The organism is Streptomyces sp. A012304 (assembly GCF_026008495.1).
GTDB lineage: Bacteria > Actinomycetota > Actinomycetes > Streptomycetales > Streptomycetaceae > Streptomyces.
Genome location: NZ_BQUN01000103.1, coordinates 26,740 through 48,693, shown reverse-complemented (window position 1 = coordinate 48,693; position 21,954 = coordinate 26,740). Strand labels below are relative to the sequence as shown.

Genomic DNA, 21,954 nt, shown 5'->3' with positions numbered 1-21,954 from the left:
GTCCTACTCGCTCGGGTGGGCGAGTGCGATGTCGTGGCCGTCGACGCCGGTGCCGGTGACGGTCAGCGCGGTGGCCACCGGCGGGTAGCCGGTCGCGATGACCGTGTACTCGCCGCCGTCGAGGTCGGTGAAGGCGTACGCGCCGTCCGCGCCGGTCGTGGCCGTGGCGACCACGTTGCCCGCCGCGTCCACGAGGGTGACGCGCGCGTCGGCCAGCGGGCCGTGCGGCGCCCGGACGACGCCCTGGACCTGGGCGCCCGCGTCGAGGACGACCTCCGCGCGGGTCACGCCGGTCGCGCCGACCTCGACGGGCAGGGCGCGCGGCCGGTAGCCGGCGGCGTTCACCGCGACGGTCACGGCACCCGGCACCAGCTCCGCGAAGGAGAACTCGCCCTGCTCACCGGTGGTCCCGGTGGCCAGCAGATCGCCCCGCACATCGGTGACGATCACCATGGCGTCCTTCACGGGCTGCCCCGACTCCGCCGCCCGCACCGTGCCGACGAGCCCACTGGTCCCGCTGAGCAGGATGTCGTACGCGACCGGCTCGCCGTTCACCACGATCGTGGACGCCTGCGGCTGGAACCCGTCGGCGGAGGCGATCAGGACGTACGAGCCGCTGCCCGGCGCGTCCACGGCGTAGGAACCGTCGCCCTGCGCGACCGAGCGGCCGAGCTGGCGTCCCGCGAGGGAGATGAGGGTGACGGCGGCCTGCGGGACGGGCGCGCTCTCGGCGCCGCGGACGAAGCCGTGGACCGGGACGCCGCCGGAGGCCGGCCGGGGGGTGTCGAGGGTGGCGACGGCGGCGAGGCGCTGCGTGGCGGTCGCGGTGCCGTCGGTCTCCGTGGTGGCGGTGGCCGCCCAGCTCGGGACGACCCTCTCCGCGGGCTGCCGCTCGACCGGGGCGGCGGCCTCGGCCGGGGTCTCCTCGTCCGCGGCGGCCTGCTGCGCCAGCCCGCCCTTGGTCCGCAGCGGGACCTCCTTGATGAACAGGGTGACCAGGAAGGCGATCAGCGCCAGGGCCGACGCGATCAGGAAGACGTCCGCGATGCCGTGGCCGTACGCGCTCTCCATGACCGTGCGCAGCGGCGCGGGCAGCTTGTCCATGTCCGGGATCGCGCCGGTGGAGCTCGAACCGGAGGCGCCGGCGGCGTACTTGGGGCCGAGGTCGGCGATGCCGTCCCGGGCGTAGTCGGTGATGCGGTGGGCCATGACGGCGCCGAGCGCGGAGACGCCCATCGCGCCGCCGAGGGAGCGGAAGAAGGTGACGGTGGAGCTGGCCGCGCCGAGGTCGCCCGGCTCGACCTGGTTCTGCGTGGACAGCACCAGGTTCTGCATCATCATGCCGACGCCGAGGCCGAGCAGGGCCATGAAGACGGCCGTCTTCCAGTAGTCGGTGTCGTAGCGGATGGTGCCCAGCAGGCCGAGGCCCGCCGTGGTGAGCAGACCGCCGCTGACCAGCCAGGCCTTCCACTTGCCGGTGCGGGTGATGAACTGCCCGGAGACGGTGGAGGAGACGAACAGGCCGCCGATCATCGGGATCGTCATGACGCCCGACATGGTCGGGGACTTGTCGCGGGCCAGCTGGAAGTACTGGGCGAAGAAGACGGTGCCGGAGAACATCGCGACGCCGACGAACAGCGAGGCGATCGAGGAGAGCGTGATGGTGCGGTTGCGGAACAGCCGCAGCGGGATGATCGGCTCACTGGCCTTGGACTCGACGATCACGAAGACCAGGCCGAGCACGATCGAGCCGGCCACCATCGTGTACGTCTGCCAGGACAGCCAGTCGTACTTGTCACCGGCGAAGGTGACCCAGACCAGCAGCAGCGAGACCGCCGCGGAGATGAAGAACGCGCCGGCCCAGTCGACCTTCACGTCCCGCTTCACGACCGGCAGGTGCAGGGTCTTCTGGAGCACGATCAGCGCGATGACGGCGAAGGGGACGCCGACGTAGAAGCACCAGCGCCAGCCGAGCCAGCTGGTGTCGGTGATGACGCCGCCGAGCAGCGGGCCGCCGACGGTCGCGACCGCGAACGTCGCGCCCAGGTAGCCGGAGTACCGGCCGCGCTCCCGCGGGGAGATCATCGCGGCCATCACGATCTGCGCGAGGGCGGACAGACCGCCGACGCCGATGCCCTGCACGACGCGGCAGGCGATCAGCATGCCGGCGTTCTGCGACAGGCCGGCGGCCGCGGAGCCGAGCACATAGATGACGAGCGCGATCTGGACGAGCGCCTTCTTGCTGTACAGGTCGGCGAGCTTGCCCCACAGGGGGGTGGCGGCCGTCATGGACAGCAGAGTGGCGGTGACGACCCAGGTGTAGGCGGACTGGCCGCCGCCGAGGTCGCCGATGATCTCCGGGAGGGCGTTGGAGACGATCGTGGACGACAGGATCGCCACGAACATGCCGAGCAGCAGGCCGGAGAGGGCCTCCATGATCTGCCGGTGCGTCATCGGAGCGTCGGCGGCGGACCCTCCGCCGTGCTTCGCGTGCGCCCGCACACCGGCTGGTGTGGTCGTTGCCATGGGCTTCCTTCTTCTACGTCGCTTGTGCGGGTGTACGGGTGGTCGGTTCACGTACGGGAACGGGTGGGGGCGGTGGCGGTGGCGCGCCGAAGCAGGCGCGCAGCCGGGTCATCAGCCGGATGAGCTGACCGACCTCCTCCTCGGTCCAGTCGCTGAGGCGCTCGGCCAGCAGCTCGGTGCTGCGGCGCGACAGCTCCAGGAGCATGGCCTCGCCGTCGGGGGTGAGGCGCAGGATGCGGGATCGTTTGTCGGCCGGGTCGGGGGAGCGCTCGATCCAGCCGCGCCCGGCGAGGTGAGCGGCGTGCCGGCTGGTCACCGACATGTCGACGGCGAGCAGCTCGGCGAGGGCGCTCATGCGGAGATCGCCGTGGCGTCCGAGCAGCGTCAGCACGGCCGCCGCGCCCGCCGGGCAGTCGGCGGGCAGGATCCGTCCGAGGTCCCGCTTCACGGCCCCGACGGCGCTGAGCTGACGCGCCAGCTCCTCGTACTGCGCCTGCTCCGCCATCACACCTCCCGCTTTCGTTGCTTAGGGCAACCATAGAAGCGCTTGGTTGCTACAGGCAAATAAAAGGACCGTGAGGGCCGCAAAAAGTTGGCAAAGGCAAGTATTGCGGCAGTAAACGCGCAGGTGGGGTGAGGACCGGCCGTCGGCCGCGGCACCCCCGCTTGGGGCCGCAGGGCCGCTTTCGCTAGGGTCTCGGGGCATGGCTAACACCCAGGGCCCCCAGGGCAACCACGACCCCGCCGGCAGCACCCAGATGTTCCGGGCGTTCGTCGACGAGGGCGCCCCGCAGGCGTCCCGTCAGGCCGCCGCGCCGGCCGGTCCCCGTATCGGTCTGATCGTGGGCGTCGTCGCGGCGGTGGCGATCGTCGCGGCGGTCGCCTGGCTGGCGCTGAGCTGACCCACCACCAGGGCCGGTCGGCTCGTCCACTCGTGGCCGGCGGCCGGTGGCGGGTGGCGGAAAACGTGCCGCCGGGGCGCCCCTTGGGGTGCCCCGGCGGTTGTGTGTCCGGGTGGGCGGCCTGGCGCCCAGGTGGGGTGACGGGCACCAGGAGAAAATCCCGGCGCCCGGCCTCCCGGGGTGGCTAGTCGGAGATCAGACCGTCGCGGAGCTGGGCCAGGGTGCGGGTCAGCAGGCGGGAGACGTGCATCTGGGAGATGCCGACCTCCTCGCCGATCTGCGACTGCGTCATGTTGGCGAAGAAGCGCAGCATGATGATGCGCCGTTCGCGGGGCGGCAGCTTGGCCAGCAGCGGCTTCAGGGACTCGCGGTACTCGACGCCCTCCAGCGCGCTGTCCTCGTAGCCGAGGCGGTCGGCCAGGGAGCCCTCGCCGCCGTCGTCCTCGGGGGCCGGGGAGTCGAGCGAGGAGGCCGTGTAGGCGTTGCCGACCGCGAGGCCGTCGACCACGTCCTCCTCGGACACGCCCAGCACCGCGGCGAGTTCGCCGACCGTCGGGGAGCGGTCCAGCTTCTGCGAGAGCTCGTCGCTGGCCTTCGTCAGGGCCAGGCGCAGCTCCTGGAGGCGGCGCGGCACCCGCACCGACCACGAGGTGTCGCGGAAGAAGCGCTTGATCTCACCGACGACCGTCGGCATCGCGAACGTCGGGAACTCCACGCCCCGTTCGCAGTCGAAGCGGTCGATCGCCTTGATCAGGCCGATGGTGCCGACCTGGACGATGTCCTCCATCGGCTCGTTGCGCGAGCGGAAGCGGGCCGCGGCGTAGCGCACGAGCGGGAGGTTCAGCTCGATCAGCGTGTCCCGGACGTACGCCCGCTCGGGGCTGTTCTCGTCGAGGGCGGCCAGTCGCAGGAACAGGGAGCGGGACAGGGTGCGGGTGTCGATGGCCCCCGTGGCCGGGAGAGCCGGGGCCGGCGCGGCCTCGAGGGCCGTGACGTCGTCGAGCAGGTCGGGCTCGACGGGCGTGACGGGCTCGACGGGCGCGGACTCGCTCTTCATGAGCGTGAGCACCTTCGAGCTGCCCTGGTCTGCGGACATGCCACCCCCTTTGGGTCGCGGGACGGTCGCGGCGGACGCTCCCGGAGAGGAAGGTCAGCCTTCACCTGAATACCGGAGCCGAAGCCCCGGCAAACGCGCTTCCCGCAGAATGTCACATGTCGGCAACACGCTGTAGTGACATGTCGACATCTCAGTAACGAATCGGCCCTGGAAAGAGGGGTTGTGACGGGTTTTCAGCGCGATTCTGTCGGGATCCTCCCGGGTGGGTGATTCGCTCGCAACGGTGATCGATGGCGCGCGTGTTCGGTCGCGCGAATGGCCTAGGCCCTGCCGTTTGGATCATCCCGGCGTCGCGGGGCCTGGCACGCACATCTGCGGCGTTGTCGTCACTCGCCGACTCCCCCACGCTCGGCTTCGCTCGCGCGGGAGGGGCCCCCATCGCGTCGACTCCCTCCTCCGCCTTGCATCTGCACGCACCAGGCCCCGCTCGGGCCGGCCGAAAGGCACCGCACCTCACAGCCGGCCTGATCCAAACGGCAGGGCCTAGGCATCGATGCGGTTCGCGGAGCGCAGGCGCTGGAAGCTGCGGGCCAGGAGCCGTGAGACGTGCATCTGGGAGACGCCGAGTTCCGCGCTGATCTGGGACTGGGTGAGGTTGCTGTAGTAGCGCAGCAGCAGGATCCGCTGTTCGCGCTCGGGGAGTTGGACCAGGAGGTGGCGGACCAGGTCGCGGTGTTCCACGCCGTCCAGGGCGGGGTCCTCGTAGCCGAGGCGGTCCAGCAGGCCCGGCAGGCCGTCGCCCTCCTGCGCGGCCTCCAGCGAGGTGGCGTGGTAGGAGCGGCCCGCCTCGATGCAGGAGAGCACCTCGTCCTCGCTGATGCGCAGCCGCTCGGCGATCTCGGCGGTGGTCGGGGTGCGGCCGAAGCAGGTGGTCAGGTCCTCGGTCGCGCTGTTGACCTGCACCCACAGCTCGTGCAGCCGGCGCGGTACGTGGACCGTGCGGACGTTGTCGCGGAAGTACCGTTTGATCTCGCCGACGACCGTCGGCATCGCGAACGTCGGGAACTGCACGCCCCGGTCCGGGTCGAAGCGGTCGATGGCGTTGATGAGTCCGATGGTGCCGACCTGGACGACGTCCTCCATCGGCTCGTTGCGGGAGCGGAAGCGGGCGGCGGCGTAGCGCACGAGCGGGAGATTGGCCTCGATGAGCGCCCCGCGCACGCGGTTGTGCTCCGGGGTGCCGGGCTTGAGTCCCTTGAGTTGGCCGAAGAGCACCTGGGTGAGCGCCCGGGTGTCGGCGCCGCGCCGTTTCTCGGGAGCGGGGGCGGGCTCGGATGCCTCCTCCTGGGGCGGCGCAGTACTGGCCGACACGGTCAACGCCACCTCTTCATCGGTCAATCATCCGTCAAAAGCGGTCATAGCATCACAAGACATGTCCACTGTGTGCAAGCACCCCATCACACCGTGTTGAGGGACAAGTTGGGGTTTAAACATGCCGAAGCCCCCCGCCCGAACGGCGGAGGGCTTCACCGGTGTGGGCGAGGCGTCGCTCAGAACGCGTAGTCGGCGACCACCCAGGTGGCGAACTCGCGCCAGAGGGCGACGCCCGCCTGGTGGGCGGGGTGCTCCAGGTAGCGCTTGAGGGCGTCGGCGTCCTCGACCGCGGAGTTGATCGCGAAGTCGTAGGCGATGGGGCGCTCGCTGATGTTCCAGCCCAGCTCCCAGAAGCGCAGCTCCTCGATCTGGTCGCCGAGGGCGCGGAAGGCGGCCTCGCCCGCCACGACCCGGGGGTCCTCGCGTTCGACGCCCTCGTTGAGCTTGAAGAGGACCAGGTGGCGGATCATGGGCACTCCCGGTAGTGCGTACTACTTCGCTCCGTCGGCGACCCAGGTGAAGAAGTCACCGATGGCCTTGGCGGCGTCCGATATGCCCTCGAACCCTATCTGGACGTAGTCCGCGGCCTTGGCCGGGTCCGTGATGATCACGTAGAGCACGAAGACCACGACTACGTAGACGGCGATCTTCTTGGCGTTCACCGCCACCGCGGCCTCCCCTGTGACTGCCCCTAGGGCCCCTGCTGCCGGCGGCGAGTGTAACCCCCGGTCGGATTGTCACACCGTAGGCGCGAGGTGCGGGGCGGTGAGCCGTGGGGCGGTGGGTCTCAGGCCGGTGCCGCGATCCGGGCCACGCGGGGAGCCACCAGCGTGCGGTAGCACTCCGTGCGCAGGGCCACCGACTCGTCCAGGCGGCCGGTGTTGAAGAAGATCTCCTCGTGCTCGAAGAGGTCGGGGTCGGCGACGACTTCCAGGTCCGGGTCGAAGCTCAGCGGCATGATCGAGCCGCTGACGCAGCCGGTGAGCTGCTCCGCGACCCCGCGCACCGCGAACGACGCCTCCTCCCCCGTGTACAGCGCGCTGAGCGCGGCCAGGTCGACGCGGCGGTCGCTGGGCACCACCGCGATGACATAGCGCCGCCGCTTGCGGCTCAGGGCCACCCGGATGACCAGGCTCTTCGCGGCCTGCTCCAGACGGTGGCCGCGCAGCGCGCTGGCGAGGTCGGTGCGCCCCTGCGGCGCGTGGCTCAGCAGGCGGTAGTGGGCACCGCCCCTGACGAGCAGGTCGAGCAGTCGGGTACGGCTGTCCACGGTCGCGGGCGCGGGGGACATGGGGATCCTTTCCTGGACCTGGGAGGAGGAGTCACCGGGCGTCGCTCAGCGGTCGCGCAGCTCCAACGTGCAGCACTTGACGCTCCCGCCCGCCTTGAGCAGCTCGGTGAGTTCGACGCCGATCGGTTCGAAGCCGCGGGCGCGCAGCTGGGCGTGCAGGCCCGTGGCGGCGGTCGGCAGCAGGACGTGACGTCCGTCGGAGAAGGCGTTCAGACCGAAGACGGCGGCGTCCTCGGCGGAGGCGAGCACGGCGTCCGGGTACAGGGACCGCAGCACGGCCCGGCTGCCCGGGGTGAACGCCTCGGGGTAGTACATGATCTCGTCGTCGGACAGCACCGCGAGCGCGGTGTCGAGGTGGTAGTGCCGGGGGTCGACCAGGGTCAAGGAGGTCACCGGCAGGCCGAAGAACTCCTGCGCCTCGGTGTGCGCGCGGACGTCGGTACGGAACCCGGTGCCGGCCAGGATCCGCCGGCCGACGGTGAGGAAGTCGCCCTCGCCCTCGTTGATGTACTCCGGCCACAGCACGTCCGTGTAGCCGTGCTCCTGGAACCAGCGCAGGTAGGCGGGGCCCTCGGCGGTGCGCTCGGCGTGCCGGAAGCGGGCGCCGTAGACCTTGCCGTCGACGACGGTGGCGCCGTTGGCGGCGAACACCATGTCGGGCAGGTCCTCGACCGGCTTGACCTCCTCGACGTTGTGCCCGAGTTCGATGTACAGGTCGCGCAGCCGCTCCCACTGGCTCACCGCGAGCGTGTTGTCGGTGCTGCGCTCGGGGTTCATCCACGGGTTGATCGAGTAGGTGACGTCGTAGTGCCGCGGCCGGCACATCAGCAGCCGGCGGCGGGTGGCCGTCCGGGCGGGCCGCTCGGCTCGGTAGGTCGAACCGGTGGGGACGATGGTGTCGGTGACGGGCACGGTCGCTCCTTGACGGGTGCTCATGGGTGGTGAGTGACGCTCAGGACTCGGGGTGCCGGCCCCGCCCGGAGGGTGGCTGGACGGACCGGCGGGTGAAGAGGAGGGCGAAGAGCGGGTGGTCGGCCGCGCGGATCCCTTCCGGGGTCGGGCACTCGACGGCCAGGCGAGCGGTCAGCCGGAGACCGTCGCTTCCTCGCGGGTGTCCGTTCCGGTGGGCGGGTCCTCGGCCTCGGGCCGGGCCGGGGGTTCGTCCGACGGGCGCAGACCCGCGTAGGCCAGGGCCGCGGCCAGGACGCCGAGGACCGCGCAGGCGGCCCAGACGCCGTCGCCGTAGTGGGTCCACACGAGCATGCCGAGGGCCGGGCCGATCGCCGAGCCGAGGCCGAAGACGGTCTGGGAGGCGGCGATGTAGCGGCCGCGGACCCGCTCGTCGGCCTTGGCCGGGTGGGCCCACAGCGTCGGGCCGCTGACCATCAGGCCGCCCACGCTGACGGCGGTGGTCAGCAGGATCAGCGCGGGCACACTGCCCGGCAGGCCGAACCCGGCGATGCCCAGGCAGTACACGAACGTGCCCACCGTCGCCGCCGTGCTCGCCCGCCAGCGGCTCACCCGCGCGGTCACCGCCAGCTCCAGACTGATCAGCACCACCGAGGACAGGGTGAGGACCGCGCTGTAGAGGGCCGTGGAGTGGCCGGCGTCCTCCAGATCGACCGGCAGCACCGCGAAGAACTGGGCGTAGACCAGCGCGCTGAACAGCATCGACGTCAGATAGAAGAGGAAGCGGTGGTCGCGCACCAGCACGCCGTACGCCGACCGCTGGTCCTCCTTCGCGGCCGGTGTGTCCTTCTCCCCGGCCGCCGGCTTCGGCAGCAGCGTCGCCGCCAGCAGCGCGTACGTCAGGGCCGTCACACCGTCGAACCAGAACAGCAGGTTCCAGTCGATCTGGATGAGGCCCGCGGCGAGCAGCGGGCCCGCCGCCGCACCCGTGTTCATGGCGATCCGCAGCATCGAGAAGCCCATGACCCGGTACTCGTCCGGCATCAGCTCGCTCAGCAGCGCGGAGGCGGCCGGGCGGTACGACTGGGTCATCAGGCCGAGCAGCACGACCAGGCAGAGCAGCACCGGGTAGGCGCCGGGCTCGGCCAGCCACGGGATGACGAAGACCAGCACGGCCGAGCCGCCCATCGCGGTGACGATGGTGTTGCGGCTGCCGAGCCGGGAGGTGAGTTCGCCGCCCAGGAGGGTGCCCGCGACCGCGCCGACGCCGTAGGCGCCGAGCAGGAAGCCGGCCTTGTCGACGCCGTATCCGCGGTGCGTCAGGTACAGCACCAGGAAGGTCTGGACGAAGGCGCCGAGCTGGTTGAGCAGCACACCGCCGAGGAGGTAGCGGACCGGGCGGGGAGTGGCCCGCAGGGCGTCGAGGACACCGGGCGCGGCGTCCTCGCTGGGCTTGGACATCACAGACTCCTTAGGGGAAACCGGCGGATCAGGAACCGACGGCCTGGTCGAAGGAGAAGACCCCGTCCGGGTCGTACTTCTCCTTCACCTGGACCAGGCGCTCGTAGTTGGCGCCGTAGTAGGCCTCGCGCCAGTCCGTCAGCTCCGGGTCGACGAAGTTCTGGTAGGCGGAGCCGGTGACGTGCGGGGCCAGGTCGGCGTGCAGGCCGTTGAGCCAGTCGAGGTTGGCGGCGATCCGGTCGGGGCCGTCGTCGTCCGTCCAGGAGGTGTCCACGGAGACCAGGAACAGGGTGTCCCGGTGGACGAAGGCGGTGGCGTCGGAGGCCACCCGGTTGATCGCGCCGCCCCAGGAGAACAGGCCCGCCCCGCCGCCGTCGGCGTTGTGGCTGCCCGGCCAGCGCTCGATCCAGGAGAGCAGCGTCTCGACGCCCTCGGCGGCGAGCGGCTCGCGGATGTAGTTGGAGCGCAGCGCGAACCGGTCGCCCGAGGTCGCGTGCACCATGTACTTGTTGGCCTCCCAGAACGTCCGCTCGGTGACGTCCCGCGAGACGGGCGTGGCCGCGCGCAGCACCGGGTCGAGGATCTCCAGACAGGCGCTCGCCGATCCGAAGAACTGCCCCTGGAGGGTGACTTCGAGGTGGTCGCGGATCGCGCCGAGGCCGGTGCCGTGCGTCCACACCCCGAGCCGGGCCGCGAAGTCGTCCGGGGCCTGCTGCACCATCCGCTGTCCGGCCTCCAGGACGGCGGCCGCGTCCGCCCACTTCCAGGTGAGGAAGAAGGTGGTGACGTCCGGGACCGGCTGGGCCTGGAAGGTGAGCGAGACGTTGATGCCGAAGTTGCCCCCGCCGCCGCCCTTGCAGGCCCAGAACAGGTCGGGGTTCTCCCGCTCGTTGGCCACCGCGAGGGAGCCGTCGGCGAGCACCACCGTGGTCTCCACCAGGGCGTCGGCGGTCAGCCCGTAGCGGCGGGCGGCGAAGGCGGCGCCGCCGCCGAGCGCCAGCCCGGCCACGCCCACGGTCGGACTGGTGCCGGTGGAGAAGACCATCTCGTACGGCTGCATCGCGTCGTAGACATGGCTGATCTTCGCGCCGCCGCCCGCGACGACCAGGCCGGTGGAGCCGTCCGCGCGGGTCTGCGTCAGCCGGCTGAGGTCGATGACCAGGCCCTCGTTGACGGAGTACCCGGCGAAGCTGTGGCCGCCGTTGCGGGCCACGACCGGGACACCCTCCGCGCGCGCCCACAGCAGGGCCCGCCGCACGTCGTCGGTGTGGGCGGCGGTGACGACGGCGGCCGGGGCACGGTCGCGGTAGCGGGTGTTGAACAGCTTGGAGCCGACGCGGAAGCCGGCGCTGCCCGGCAGGAAGACCCGGCCCTCCACCTCGCGGGCCAGGCCGGAGAAGTCCGCCATCTCAGCGCACCTCCTCGAGGTACGAGATGCCGCTGTCGGCGTCGGCGCCGTAGCGCTCCCAGCGCTCGTGCAGCCGGATCCGGCCGTCGTCCAGCACCTCGGGGGTGTTCACGCTGTGCCCGGAGATCACCCGCCCGTCGTCCAGGACCATGCTGTACGAGAAGCTGATCACGCCGTCCGCGTCGCGGGTGCCCGCGAGGGAGCCACGGCGTACGTCGCCGCCGGCGAACTCGGCCCAGACCAGGTCGCCCCGCTGCCGGTACAGCGCGGTGGGGGCGTCGTCGGCCGGGTCCTTGAGGACCTTCCGGAATCGCTTGCCGTCGTAATTGATCACGTCGGCCATGCAACCGGCCGCCGGGATTGCCCGAAAGGGGCGCGGCCAACGGTCAATCAACCGGACGTCACCGGGCCGCCGACGGGCGTTGATTGGCCTTCCCGGACATGGCTTCCGGGCAATGCGCGCGGCGCGTGGAATCGGATCGTCACTCGGCTTCCAGGAGGCGATCAGCGCGTGGACGAGACAAGCGCCAACGACGGCGTGATCCTGCTCATCGGGTGCGGGCTGCGCACCTACCGCGAGTACCTGCTGGCCGGCGCGGCGGCGACCCACCCGGTCTGGCTGTTCACGGGAGAGCGGCCCGACTGGCAGGCGCCCCACCTCACCGGGCACACGGTCGTGGACGTCACCGACCGGGCGGCCGTACTGGCGGCGGCGAAGGAGCTGGCGGAGCGGGTCACGGTGCGCGGGGTGCTCAGCTGGGACGAGACCCTCATCGTCACCACCGCGCACGTCGCCGAGGCGCTCGGGCTGCCCGGCGCGGGCGTGGACGGCGTGGAGGGCTGCCGGGACAAGTACCGCAGCCGCCGGCTGCTCACCGAGGCCGGCGTCGACCAGCCCCGCTACGCCTGGGTGGACACCGCCGAGGAGGCCCTCGCGGCCGCCGAGTCGATCGGCTACCCGGTCGTGGTCAAGCCGCGCGGGATGGGCGCCAGCATCGGCGTCGTGCTCGCCGCGGACGCCGGTGAGGTGGTGGACGCGTTCCGCACCGCCGACGAGGCCAGCCGGATCGGCGCGGTCTCCTACCGGGGCGGCGCGCTGGTCGAGGAGTACCTCGAAGGTCCCGAGATCAGCATCGACGCGGCCGTCGTGGACGGCGAGTACCACCCGATGTTCGTGGCCCGCAAGCAGGTCGGCCTCTTCCCGTACTTCGAGGAGATCGGCCACCACGTCGCCGCCGACGACCCGCTGCGCACCGACCCCGGGCTGCTGGCGATGCTGCGCGCCGCGCACCGCGCCATCGGCTACGGCTACGGCATCACCCACACCGAGGTGAAGCTGACCGCGCGCGGCCCGGTCGTCGTCGAGATCAACGGCCGGCTCGGCGGGGACCTCATCCCGCGCATCGGACAGCTCGCCACCGGCATCGACCCGGCCCGTGCCGCCGTGCGCGCCGCGCTGGGGCTGCGCCCCGACCTCGCCGACACCGAGGCCCGCACGGTCGGCATCCGCTTCGGCTATCCGCCCGAGGACTGCGAGGTCCTGTCCGTCACGCCACCCACCGAGGCGGAGGGGCTGCTGGCCGCGGTGGCGATGGCCGGTCCCGGCACCGAGCTGCGGCTGCCGCCCAACGGGTACCTCGCGCGGCACTCGTACGTCGTCGTCACGGGCGCCGACCCGGCCGAGACGGCCGTCCGGCTGGACGCGGCGGCGGCCCTGGTCGAGCTGGACATGCGGCCGCTGTCGGTGCCGGTCCCGGCCTGACGACGCCTGACGGCGTTCCCCCACCCCGGAGGCCACCGCCCAGCCCGCCCCGTCGGCCCTGATCGGGCCCCGTCCTCACCCGCCGGATCACCAGACCACCCTTTTCTGGAGTTACTTCATGGCACACCGCACCGTCGAACTGCTCGCCGTCGGCGCCGGCCCGGCGAACCTCGCTCTCGCGGTCGCGCTCGAGGAGCTGGCCCCCGAACTCGCGGACCGCACCCTCGTCGTCGAGCGTGAGGAGAACGTCGTATGGCAGCGGGGCATGCTGCTGCCCGACGCGCTGAGCCAGGTGTCCTTCCTCAAGGACCTGGTGACGATGCGCAATCCGCGCAGCGAGTTCTCGTTCCTCAGCTTCCTCCAGGCACGCGGCCGGCTGGACGCCTTCGTCAATCTGGGCAGCTGGGTGCCGTACCGCAGTGAGATATCCGAGTACCTCCAGTGGGTGGCGGACTCGCTGACGCGGGTGCGGGTCGAGTACGGGCGCGGGGTCACCGCGGTCACCCCCGTGCACGGCGACGACGGCGAACTGGCCGGCTGGACCGTCGAGCTGGCGAACGGCGACACCGTCGGCTGCCGGTACCTGGTGATCGGCGCCGGACGGGACGCGCATGTGCCGGCCGTGTTCCAGGGGCTGCCGGCGGAGCGGGTCATCCACTCCACCGAGTACCAGCAGCGCGTCGCCGCCGTGCCCACCGACCGCCCGCCGCGGGTCGCCGTCGTCGGCGGGGCGCAGAGCGCGGCCGAGCTGTTCGGCGCGGCCCTGCGCGACCTGCCCGGCTGCCGCCCCACGATGATCATGCGGTCGATCGGCCTGAACGGCTACGAGAGCAGCAAGTTCACCAACGAGCTGTTCTACGCGTCGTTCGTCGACGACTTCTACGAGGCCGCCCCCGACGCCCGCCGCCAGCTGCTCGCGGAGATGCACCGCGCCAACTACGGCGGTCTGGCCCCGGCCACCCTCGACGGGCTGTACCGGCAGTTCTACCAGGACCGGCGCGACGGCACCGGACGCCTCGGCATGGTCACCATGACCGACGTCACCGGCGCCGCGACCGACGGCGACGACCTCGTGCTGACCCTCACCGACCGCCGTACCGGCGCCGTGCGCGAACTCCGCACCGACCTGGTGCTGCTCGGCACCGGCTTCGAACGCGGCATGCCCCGCCTGGTGCGCGCCCTCGGCGACACCCTCGGCCTCGACGACGTCCGGGTCACCCGCGCCTACCGCCTGGAGCTGGGCCGCCCGGCCACCGGCGCCCTCTACCTCCAGGGCGTCAACGAGGCCACCCACGGCATCGCCGACTCCCTGCTCAGCGTCCTCGCCGCCCGCTCGGCGGAGATCACCGAGGACCTCCTCAAGCACCGCGCCGACCACCCGGCCGGGGACCGCGAGCCCGCCCTCGCCGCCGCCTGACCGACGCCCGCTCCCCACCAGCAGAGAGACCAGCAGGAAGACGCCATGCTCATCAAGAACCTGCACCGCGACGGCCTCACCCACGAGAACGGCCTCGACGCCCAACGCCTGCTGCCCTGGCCCCAGTTGAACGCGCCCTTCGAGGGTTCCTGGTGCGTGATCCGGCCCGGCACCGCCTCCACCGCGCACGCCCACCACGAGTACGAGATCTTCATCGCCCTGCGCGGCGAGGCCTTCCTGGAAGCCGGCGGCGAGCGGGTGCCGTTCACCGCCGGCGACATCGTGCACTTCCCGCCCCACCACGAGCACCGCGTCGTCAACGACTCCGACGCCGACTTCGAGATGTACAGCGTCTGGTGGGACGCCGACATGGCCGAGCGCTTCACCGCCCGTCACACGACCCAGGAGGCCTGAGCCCATGACCACGGACCCGCGCCGCACCGTCATCATCGGCCCCCCGCCCACCCCCAACGGCGACCTGCACGTCGGCCACATCGCCGGCCCCTACATGGCGGCCGACGTCCACGCCCGCTACCTGCGCGCCACCGGACAGCCCGTGCTGTACACGACGGGCACCGACGACAGCCAGACCTACGTCGTCTCCAGCGCGGCCAAGCTCGGCACCAGCCCCGAGACGCTCGCCGAGAAGTCCTGGCACGACATCCGCGAGACCCTCGGCCTGATGGGCATCTCCGTCGACGGCTTCGCCCCCTTCGACGACGGCTACCGCGCCATGGCCCTGGACTTCCTCACCCGGCTGCACCGGGCGGGCAGGTTCAGACTGCGCAAGGTGCGGCTGCCGTACGTGGCGGCCACCGGCGAGTTCCTGATGGAGGGCCTGGTCAGCGGCGGCTGCCCGGTGTGCCTGGCGGTCAGCCGGGGCGGGCTGTGCGAGGGCTGCGGGCACCCCAACAACTTCACCGAGCTGACCGACCCGCGCTCCACGGTCGACCCGGACGCCGAGGTCACCTACCGCGAGGCCGAGATCCTCGTGCTGCCGCTGGAGGAGTACCGCGAGCAGCTCACCGCCTTCCACGAGGCCAAGCAGTCCACCTGGCGCCCGCACATCGTGCAGCTGATGCGGGAGCTGCTGGCCCGCCCGCTGCCCGACTTCCCGATCACCTATCCGACCGGCTGGGGCATCCCCGCGCCGTTCCCGGAGACCCCGGGCCAGGTCGTCAACGCCTGGGCGGAGGGCATGCCGGCCTCCATGTACTGCACGGCCGTCGCCCAGCGCGCGCACGGCGAACAGCCCGCGAGCGACGACGAACTGTGGCTCGCCGAGAACGACATCCGGCTCGTGTACTTCCTCGGCTTCGACAACGCCTACTTCTGGGGCCTGACCCATCTGAGCCTGCTGCTCGCCCACGAGGGCCGGTACGTCGTCCCGGACGCCATCGTCTGCAACGAGTTCTACGAACTCGAGAACGAGAAGTTCTCCACCAGCAAGGGCCACGTCGTGTGGACCCGCGACCTGGTCCGCGAGGTCCCCCGCGACCTCGTGCGCTTCCACCTCGCCCTGACCGCCCCCGAACACGCCCGCACCAACTTCTCCCGGGCCGCCCTGGAGAAGATCGCCGGGGAGCGGCTGGTCGAGCCGTGGAACCGGCTGGCCGGACTGCTCGGCAAGGCGGTCGCCGAACTCGGTGTCGAGGGCCAGGACCTGCCGGTGTCCGAGGCGGCGAACACCTGCCGGGCGGCCATGGCCGAGCGGTTCGTGGCGGGCTATCGGCTCACCGGGTACAGCCTCAGCCGCACCGCCGACCTGATCCCGCTGCACGTCGAGCGTCTCCTCGGCCGGGCCGAGGCCCTGCTGGACGGGCTGACCCCGGCCGACCGCGAGGCCTCCACCGCCGCCCTCGGCGACCTCTTCGCCGAGCTGCGCACCCTGCTCGCCGCGGCCTCCCCGATCCTCATCGACCTCGCCGAACGGGCCCGCGCCGAGGGCGGCTTCGACGGCACGTTCGACGTGGCGCCGGCGGAGCCCACGACCCGGCCGTTCCCGGTCCCGCCCCTCGGCTGACCCCTCCACACGCCACCGGCGACGCCCGTCCGGGGACGGCTCTCCGACCACGACAGCCACCGACGGCAACAGCCGCCGACCACAACAGCAACCGACGACAAGTGAAAGGAGGTGCCCGATGCGTGTCACCGTGGTGGGCGGCGGCGTGATCGCCCTGCTGACCGCCGTGGAGTGCGCCCTCGGCGGACACCGGGTCACGGTCGTCGACCAGGGACCCATCCCGTACAGCCGGGCCACCTCTTTCGACCAGCACCGCATCCTGCGCGCCCTGCACCCGGCCGACCCGCGCGCCACCGCCGCCGCGCTGCACGCCCACCGGCGCTGGCTGGACCTGGAGGAGCTGCTCGCCACCCGCTTCTACGAGCGGGTCGGCGCGCTCACCGTGCTGCCGCCCGCCGCGGCGGACGCGGGCGCCCTCCTCCTGACCGGCGCCGGCGGTCACGCCCGCACCCTCACGGCGACCGCGCTCGCCGACCGCTACCCGCACCTGTCCCTGGACGGCGCCCTGGCCGGCGTCCTGGAGGACGAGGCCGGAGTACTGCTCGCCGAGCGCGTCCTCGCCGCGTGCGCGGGCTGGCTGAAGTGGCAGCCCGGCGTCGACCTGGTCGAGCACCGGCCGGTGGTCGCGGTGGACGGCGAACGCGGGCGGGTCCGCCTCGCCGACGGGCGGGTCCTCGACGCCGACGGCGTCCTGATCGCCGTCGGGCCGTGGGCGCGGGGGCTGCTGCCCGAGCGGGTGGCGAAGACGCTCACCCTGCACCGGCAGTCGCTGCTGTACTGCCGGGTGCCGAAGGAGCGGGCCGAGGCCTGGGCGGCCACCCCGGCGATCCCGGCGCTCGGCACCCGGCGGGGCGCCTGGCTGATCCCGCCGGTCGCCGGCACCGCGCTCAAGCTGACCTCCGCCGCCCTGTGCCACGAGGTCGACGAGCTCACCGACCACCTCACGCCCGAGGAGCACCAGCGGGAGCTGGCCGCCGAGTTCGGTGACCTGCTGCCCGGCTTCTCCCCGGCGTGGGTGCTGGGCAGCAAGGACTGCTACTACCTGTCGTACGCCGAGACCGGCGGGCCGCTCGTGGTCTCCCTCGGCGCCTCGGGACACGCCTACGCGGCCTGCGGCGGCTCCTCGTTCAAGTTCGCGCCGCTGATCGCCCGCACCCTCGCCGACCGGGTCCTCGGCCGTGCCCCCGACCCGACCGGCCTGACCGCGCTGGACAGCGCCCCCCTCGACGCCTCCCTCTGACTCCCCGAACGACCCCGGAAAGGACCGCCGCCATGAAGCTCCTGGCGATCGAAGCCCGGCAGAACGCCACCTACTACGTCTCCCGCTACCAGCAGATCGCCGGCCTGGGCGCCGACCTGTACGTCCTCAACGGCGAGGGCACGGAGGACTTCTGGCCCGCCGACCGCTACCGGCTCGCCGGCTCGCGGAACATCGAGGACCTGATCGCCGCCGCGAAGGAGTGGCACGCCGAGGAGGGGTTCGAGGGCGTCTTCACCTTCTCCGAGTCGGCGGTCCTCGCCGTCGCCGCCGTCGCGGAGGCCCTCGGCCTGCCCGGCATCGGCGTGGAGGCCGCCCGCGCCAGCCGCAACAAGCTGCTGATGCGCCAGGCCCACGAGCGCGGCGCCGCCGCCCACCCGTCCTTCCGGTTCGTCACGTCCGAGACCGAGGCGCTGGCCGCCGCCGACGACTTCGGCTACCCGGTGATCGTGAAGCCCACCCTGGGCGCCGCCTCCCACTACGTCTTCCGCGCCGACGACGAGACCGAGCTGCGCGCCCGCTACGCCCAGGCCGCCCAGGGCCTGACCGAGCTGTCCTGGTACGCCATGGAGGCCGACGGCCTCGACCTCGGCCCGCACGGGCTGCTGGTGGAGTCCTTCCTCGACGGCGACGAGTTCCTCATCGAGGCCCTGGCCTGGGACGACGAGGTGCACCTCGGCTCGATCGTCGACCGGGTCACCGCCGAGGGCGACACCTTCGACGACGACGTCCACCACGCCCCGACCGCGCTCACCCCGGCCCAGGTGGAGGCGGTCCACGCGGTCGTCACGGCCGGCGCCCGCGCCCAGGGCCTGAGGCGCAGCGTGCTGCACGCCGAGGTCCGCTTCCACGACGGCCGCCCGCACCTGGTGGAGATCGCCGTACGCCCCGGCGGCGGCGGGCTGGACCACATGGCCCGCATCTCCGCCGGCTACGACCCGATCGCCGCCGTCGCCGACGTGGCGCGCGGTGTCCGCCCGGAGGCGGGCCCCTACACCCCGACCGGGGTGCACACGGCCGCGATGTGCCTGCTGCCGCCGTCCTCCGGCCGGATCACGGGCGTCCACGTCCCCGACGAGGTCGCCGGCCGCGACGACCTGTTCTTCCTCAAGGTCACCGCCAAGCCCGGTGACCTGGTCCGCCGTCCGCCGGAGGGCAACAGCATCCTCGGCTTCCTCGGTGTGACCGGCACGTCGTTCGAGGACGCGATGTCCACCGCCGAGGAACTCGCCGCCCAGGTCCGCGCGGACCTCGACTGAACCCAGGAGTGACCGACATGACCGAACGCCCCGTGATCATGGTGGGTTTCGTGCCCGTCGCGGTGACCTCGCTCGCCCAGTTCCAGCCGGAGGGCTCGGTGATCGTCGTCGACGAGCCCGACGTCATCCGCAAGCGCGACCTGCGGCCGAAGGCCGAGGAGGCGCCCGTCGTACGGGAGCTGATCGCCTGGGAGTACCAGCTCGAAGGCGCCGCCGACGCGTTCTACAACGCCCACCCCGACCTGGACCCGGCGGCGATCGCCCCGCTCCAGGAGTACGCCACCCCCTTCGCCGCCCGCCTCGCCGAGCGCTACGGCCTGCCGACCGGCGGCTACGGCGCCCTGCGGATCCTGCGGGACAAGGCCCTGCTGCGCAAGGTCAGCGCCTCGGCCGGCATCCTCAACCCCGAGTCGGTGGAGGTCACGTCACCGGACGAGGTGCGCGCCTTCATGGCCGCCCACCCCGGCCCGGCCGTCCTCAAGCCCGCCAACCGGCAGGCCGCCCTCGGCACCCGCATCCTCGCGTCCGCCGACGAGATCGACGAGGCCTGGGCGGAGACGACCGCGATGGACGAGGGCGTGATGGTTCCCGACCGGGGCATCGAGCTGCGCATGCTGGTCGAGCGGTGCGTCCAGGGCCGCGAGTACAGCGTGGAGCTGCTGGTGGAGCGCGGCCGGGTCCTCTTCGCCAACGTCACCGGCAAGGACCTCTACCCCGGCACCCGCCCGGTCGAGCTGGGCCACCTGGTCCCCGCCGACATCCCGGACGGGCTGGACGCCCTGCTGCGCTCCGAGACCGAACGCCTGCTGACGTCGGTCGGTTTCGGCACCGGCATCGCGCACTGCGAGTGGATCGTCGAGGACGGCCGCCCCTACCTCGTGGAGTGCGCGGGCCGCTTCCCCGGCGACGGCATCGTCGACCTCATCGACCGCGCCTACCGCGTCGACCTCGTGCGCTCCTTCTGGACCCTGATGAAGGGCGAGCCCCTGCCCGAGGCGCTGCCCGCCAGGGCCCCGGGCGCCGCCGCGATCCGCTTCCTGCACACCGGCGACGCGGGCGTCGTCGAGTCCGTCGCGGGCGTCGAGGAGGCCCGGGCGCTGCCCGGTGTGGAACTGTGCTCGGTGACCGTGGAGCCCGGCGCCGAGGTGCGCGAGCTGCGCAGCTCCTGGGACCGGATCGGCTCGGCCGTCACCGAGGCCGCCACCGGCGCCGAGGCGCACGCGACGGCCGTACGGGCGCTGGAGACGATCGAGGTGAAGGTCCGGCCCGCGCGGGGCTGAACCGCGCGGGCCGGAGCACAGGGAGGGGATGGCATGGCCACCGTCGAGGACGTACGGCGTCTGGCGCTCGCGCTGCCGCGCACCGAGGAGCATCTGATCCGGGACCGGGTGAAGTTCCGCGTCGGGCGGATCGTGTACCTCGCGCTGTCCCGGGACGAGACCACGCTGGGCTTCGCGTTCCCCAAGGAGGAACGCGAAGCCCTGGTGGCCTCGGAACCGGAGAAGTTCTCCCTCCCGAGCGCCTCGGACCTGCGCTACAACTGGGCCCAGGCCTCGCTGTCCGCCCTCGGACAGCCCGAACTGACGGAACTGGTCACCGAGGCGTGGCGGATGTGCGTCCCCGCCAAGGTCGCCCGCGCCCACCTCGGCCCCGACCCCGAGCCCCCGCCCCCGCCGCTGCGGCTCGCCCAGCTGAGGGCCTCCGCCGAGGTGTTCGCGGCCTACCCCGGCGTGGACCGCACCTGGCGGGAGCTGCGCGAGCTGACCGCGCCCGCCCTCGACCTCACCGACCCCGCCCACCGCACGGCCCTGCACCGCTGGCTGAACTCCTGGGGCTGCCGGCTGCCCTACCCGCGCGAGGGCGAGCCGTACGCCCTGGGCGAGGGCCTCGCCGCCTGGACCCGGCGGCACCCCCTCCCCGACACCCCCCTGTCCGACCTGACCGACCCCGGGATCGAGGCGCTGGCGGCGGCCTACGACGACCTCGCCCGGCTCCCGGCCAAGTTCCCGCCACGCCCCCGCACCCTCGGCCCGACGGCCGCCGCGAAGGCGCTGTACGCGCTGCGTCCGCACACCGTCATGCCCTGGGACGCGGCCATCGCGGGCGAGCTGTACGGCGCCCGCGACGGCGCCGCCTTCGCCCGCCACCTGCGCACCGGCCGGGCCTGGGCGCGGGCCGTCCTCGCCGAGAGCGGCCTGGGCGCCGACGCGCTGGCCGCCGACCTCGGGCGGCCCGCCGTCACCCTCCCGAAGGTCCTCGACGAACACCTGTACGTGACGATCACCCGGCGCGCGGCCCGCTGAGCCCGCCCGGGTGACGTCCGGATGACGTCCGAATACCGACCCTCCCGCACACCCCGCGTGTGACGATCGTCCGCACTCCCGCACTGCGAAAGGCACCGGAAACCATGACAGTCGACCAGAGCACCAAGGACAAGGCCCAGCGGCTGCGCGCGCTCGGCTCCGACACCGTCCTCGTGCTGCCGAACGCCTGGGACGCGGGCAGCGCCGCCGTGATCGCCGCCGCCGGCGCCCCGGTCGTCGCCACCACCAGCGGCGGTGTCGCCTGGGCCCTGGGCAAGGGGGACGGCGAGCAGGCCACCGGTGAGGAGATGCTCGCGGCCGCCGCGCGCATCGTCGCCGCCGTGGACGTCCCGGTGACGGTGGACGTCGAGGGCGGCTACGGCGATGTCGCCGGCACGGTCGCCGCCGTCGTCGCCGCCGGCGCGGTCGGGATCAACCTGGAGGACTCCCGGGCCGTGGGCGGCCCGCTGTTCACCCCCGAGGAGCAGGCCGAGCGGATCGCCGCCGCGCGCGCCGCCGCCACCGAGGCCGGGCTGCCCGAGCTGGTGATCAACGCCCGCACCGACGTCTACCTGTTCGGCATCGGGGAGGAGTCCGGGCGGCTGGAGGACGTCCTCACCCGCGCCGCCGCCTACGCCGAGGCGGGCGCCGACGTCATCTTCGTGCCCGGCCTGCTCGACCTGGCGGTCCTCGGCGAGCTGTCCTCCCGCTCCCCGATCCCGGTCAACGCCATGGCCGGACCCGGCGCCCCGAGCGTGGCCGACCTGGCCAAGGCGGGCGTGCGCCGCGTCAGCGTCGGCACCGGCGTGGCCCAGTCCGCGTACACGGCGGCCCGGGACGCCACGCTGGAACTGCTGGACACCGGCACGTACGGCGAACTGGACGAGTCCCTGGACTTCGGCCAGCTGAACAGCCTGTTCACCCGCTGACGGCGACGGCCGGTCCGTCCAGCCGCCGACTTCAGCCACTGATGGCGACGGCCGGTCCGTCCGGCCGCCGACTTC

General features: G+C 72.6%; 21 protein-coding genes. 10 read left to right on the top strand and 11 right to left on the bottom strand.

Translation table 11 applies throughout. The features are described from left to right. Window positions 1–3: 3 nt before the first annotated feature. Together ALMP_RS25950 and ALMP_RS25945 are read right to left on the bottom strand one after the other, a co-directional pair. Window positions 4–2,526 carry an MFS transporter gene (locus ALMP_RS25950; RefSeq protein WP_264932350.1) on the bottom strand — a complete coding sequence of 841 codons (2,523 nt, stop codon included), beginning with the start codon at window positions 2,524–2,526 and terminating at the stop codon, window positions 4–6. A 13-nt stretch (window positions 2,527–2,539) separates the two neighbouring features. Beyond that, window positions 2,540–3,031 carry a MarR family winged helix-turn-helix transcriptional regulator gene (locus tag ALMP_RS25945; protein WP_264932348.1) on the bottom strand — a complete coding sequence of 164 codons (492 nt, stop codon included), beginning with the start codon at window positions 3,029–3,031 and terminating at the stop codon, window positions 2,540–2,542. 199 nt (window positions 3,032–3,230) lie between these two features. Between ALMP_RS25945 and ALMP_RS25940 the strand changes: the two genes are divergently transcribed. Then, window positions 3,231–3,428 (top strand): hypothetical protein, encoded by a 198-nt coding sequence (locus ALMP_RS25940; protein ID WP_264932346.1) that lies wholly within the window; start codon window positions 3,231–3,233, stop codon window positions 3,426–3,428. Window positions 3,429–3,612: 184 nt separating this feature from the next. Here ALMP_RS25940 and ALMP_RS25935 read toward each other — a convergent pair whose 3' ends face one another. From ALMP_RS25935 to ALMP_RS25895, 9 genes are all read right to left on the bottom strand, one after another. Continuing rightward, complete coding sequence (locus ALMP_RS25935) at window positions 3,613–4,524, bottom strand: RNA polymerase sigma factor SigF (protein ID WP_264932344.1); 912 nt, start codon at window positions 4,522–4,524, stop codon at window positions 3,613–3,615. 504 nt (window positions 4,525–5,028) lie between these two features. Beyond that, on the bottom strand, window positions 5,029–5,868 hold the full coding sequence (locus ALMP_RS25930; RefSeq protein ID WP_264932894.1) for an RNA polymerase sigma factor SigF: 840 nt from the start codon (window positions 5,866–5,868) through the stop codon (window positions 5,029–5,031). 167 nt (window positions 5,869–6,035) lie between these two features. Continuing rightward, window positions 6,036–6,329: a Dabb family protein gene (locus tag ALMP_RS25925; protein WP_264932342.1), complete on the bottom strand. Its 294-nt coding sequence runs from the start codon at window positions 6,327–6,329 to the stop codon at window positions 6,036–6,038. 21 nt (window positions 6,330–6,350) lie between these two features. Beyond that, entirely contained in the window at window positions 6,351–6,527 is a 177-nt protein-coding gene (locus tag ALMP_RS25920; protein WP_264932340.1) for a hypothetical protein, read from the bottom strand. A gap of 119 nt (window positions 6,528–6,646) precedes the next feature. Further along, entirely contained in the window at window positions 6,647–7,150 is a 504-nt protein-coding gene (locus ALMP_RS25915) for a YbaK/EbsC family protein (RefSeq protein ID WP_264932338.1), read from the bottom strand. Window positions 7,151–7,195: 45 nt separating this feature from the next. Beyond that, the gene (gene ddaH / locus ALMP_RS25910) at window positions 7,196–8,062 is read right to left on the bottom strand and encodes a dimethylargininase (protein ID WP_264932336.1); all 867 of its coding nucleotides are present in this window, start codon (window positions 8,060–8,062) and stop codon (window positions 7,196–7,198) included. A 171-nt stretch (window positions 8,063–8,233) separates the two neighbouring features. Then, window positions 8,234–9,520, bottom strand: coding sequence for an MFS transporter (locus ALMP_RS25905; RefSeq protein WP_264932334.1), 1,287 nt, complete (start codon window positions 9,518–9,520; stop codon window positions 8,234–8,236). A gap of 28 nt (window positions 9,521–9,548) precedes the next feature. Next, window positions 9,549–10,928, bottom strand: a complete 1,380-nt coding sequence (locus tag ALMP_RS25900; RefSeq protein ID WP_264932332.1) for an FAD-binding oxidoreductase — start codon at window positions 10,926–10,928, stop codon at window positions 9,549–9,551. A 1-nt stretch (window position 10,929) separates the two neighbouring features. Next, window positions 10,930–11,262: a hypothetical protein gene (locus tag ALMP_RS25895; RefSeq protein WP_264932330.1), complete on the bottom strand. Its 333-nt coding sequence runs from the start codon at window positions 11,260–11,262 to the stop codon at window positions 10,930–10,932. A 177-nt stretch (window positions 11,263–11,439) separates the two neighbouring features. Between ALMP_RS25895 and ALMP_RS25890 the strand changes: the two genes are divergently transcribed. From ALMP_RS25890 to ALMP_RS25850, 9 genes are all read left to right on the top strand, one after another. Further along, window positions 11,440–12,690, top strand: coding sequence for an ATP-grasp domain-containing protein (locus ALMP_RS25890; protein WP_264932328.1), 1,251 nt, complete (start codon window positions 11,440–11,442; stop codon window positions 12,688–12,690). Window positions 12,691–12,808: 118 nt separating this feature from the next. Next, complete coding sequence (locus ALMP_RS25885) at window positions 12,809–14,107, top strand: lysine N(6)-hydroxylase/L-ornithine N(5)-oxygenase family protein (protein WP_264932327.1); 1,299 nt, start codon at window positions 12,809–12,811, stop codon at window positions 14,105–14,107. Between the two features lie 45 nt (window positions 14,108–14,152). Further along, window positions 14,153–14,521 (top strand): cupin domain-containing protein, encoded by a 369-nt coding sequence (locus ALMP_RS25880; RefSeq protein ID WP_264932325.1) that lies wholly within the window; start codon window positions 14,153–14,155, stop codon window positions 14,519–14,521. Window positions 14,522–14,525: 4 nt separating this feature from the next. After that, a complete protein-coding gene (locus ALMP_RS25875) occupies window positions 14,526–16,130 on the top strand; it encodes a class I tRNA ligase family protein (protein WP_264932323.1) in 1,605 nt (534 codons plus the stop codon). Window positions 16,131–16,248: 118 nt separating this feature from the next. Continuing rightward, a complete protein-coding gene (locus tag ALMP_RS25870) occupies window positions 16,249–17,370 on the top strand; it encodes an FAD-binding oxidoreductase (protein WP_264932321.1) in 1,122 nt (373 codons plus the stop codon). 32 nt (window positions 17,371–17,402) lie between these two features. Continuing rightward, window positions 17,403–18,647 carry an ATP-grasp domain-containing protein gene (locus ALMP_RS25865; protein ID WP_264932320.1) on the top strand — a complete coding sequence of 415 codons (1,245 nt, stop codon included), beginning with the start codon at window positions 17,403–17,405 and terminating at the stop codon, window positions 18,645–18,647. Window positions 18,648–18,664: 17 nt separating this feature from the next. Next, entirely contained in the window at window positions 18,665–19,927 is a 1,263-nt protein-coding gene (locus tag ALMP_RS25860; protein WP_264932318.1) for an ATP-grasp domain-containing protein, read from the top strand. Between the two features lie 33 nt (window positions 19,928–19,960). Further along, window positions 19,961–20,950, top strand: coding sequence for an MmcQ/YjbR family DNA-binding protein (locus ALMP_RS25855; RefSeq protein ID WP_264932316.1), 990 nt, complete (start codon window positions 19,961–19,963; stop codon window positions 20,948–20,950). A 104-nt stretch (window positions 20,951–21,054) separates the two neighbouring features. Next, window positions 21,055–21,879 (top strand): isocitrate lyase/phosphoenolpyruvate mutase family protein, encoded by an 825-nt coding sequence (locus tag ALMP_RS25850; protein ID WP_264932314.1) that lies wholly within the window; start codon window positions 21,055–21,057, stop codon window positions 21,877–21,879. The last annotated feature ends 75 nt before the right edge of the window (window positions 21,880–21,954 follow it).

Excerpts from the sequence above, each read along its gene's own strand:
- ALMP_RS25950 (WP_264932350.1), bottom strand. The coding sequence starts at position 2,526 with ATGGCAACGACCACACCAGCCGGTGTGCGGGCGCACGCGAAGCACGGC.
- ALMP_RS25945 (WP_264932348.1), bottom strand. The coding sequence starts at position 3,031 with ATGGCGGAGCAGGCGCAGTACGAGGAGCTGGCGCGTCAGCTCAGCGCC.
- ALMP_RS25940 (WP_264932346.1), top strand. The coding sequence starts at position 3,231 with ATGGCTAACACCCAGGGCCCCCAGGGCAACCACGACCCCGCCGGCAGC.
- ALMP_RS25935 (WP_264932344.1), bottom strand. The coding sequence starts at position 4,524 with ATGTCCGCAGACCAGGGCAGCTCGAAGGTGCTCACGCTCATGAAGAGC.
- ALMP_RS25925 (WP_264932342.1), bottom strand. The coding sequence starts at position 6,329 with ATGATCCGCCACCTGGTCCTCTTCAAGCTCAACGAGGGCGTCGAACGC.
- ALMP_RS25915 (WP_264932338.1), bottom strand. The coding sequence starts at position 7,150 with ATGTCCCCCGCGCCCGCGACCGTGGACAGCCGTACCCGACTGCTCGAC.
- ALMP_RS25905 (WP_264932334.1), bottom strand. The coding sequence starts at position 9,520 with ATGTCCAAGCCCAGCGAGGACGCCGCGCCCGGTGTCCTCGACGCCCTG.
- ALMP_RS25900 (WP_264932332.1), bottom strand. The coding sequence starts at position 10,928 with ATGGCGGACTTCTCCGGCCTGGCCCGCGAGGTGGAGGGCCGGGTCTTC.
- ALMP_RS25885 (WP_264932327.1), top strand. The coding sequence starts at position 12,809 with ATGGCACACCGCACCGTCGAACTGCTCGCCGTCGGCGCCGGCCCGGCG.
- ALMP_RS25880 (WP_264932325.1), top strand. The coding sequence starts at position 14,153 with ATGCTCATCAAGAACCTGCACCGCGACGGCCTCACCCACGAGAACGGC.
- ALMP_RS25875 (WP_264932323.1), top strand. The coding sequence starts at position 14,526 with ATGACCACGGACCCGCGCCGCACCGTCATCATCGGCCCCCCGCCCACC.
- ALMP_RS25870 (WP_264932321.1), top strand. The coding sequence starts at position 16,249 with ATGCGTGTCACCGTGGTGGGCGGCGGCGTGATCGCCCTGCTGACCGCC.
- ALMP_RS25865 (WP_264932320.1), top strand. The coding sequence starts at position 17,403 with ATGAAGCTCCTGGCGATCGAAGCCCGGCAGAACGCCACCTACTACGTC.
- ALMP_RS25860 (WP_264932318.1), top strand. The coding sequence starts at position 18,665 with ATGACCGAACGCCCCGTGATCATGGTGGGTTTCGTGCCCGTCGCGGTG.
- ALMP_RS25855 (WP_264932316.1), top strand. The coding sequence starts at position 19,961 with ATGGCCACCGTCGAGGACGTACGGCGTCTGGCGCTCGCGCTGCCGCGC.
- ALMP_RS25850 (WP_264932314.1), top strand. The coding sequence starts at position 21,055 with ATGACAGTCGACCAGAGCACCAAGGACAAGGCCCAGCGGCTGCGCGCG.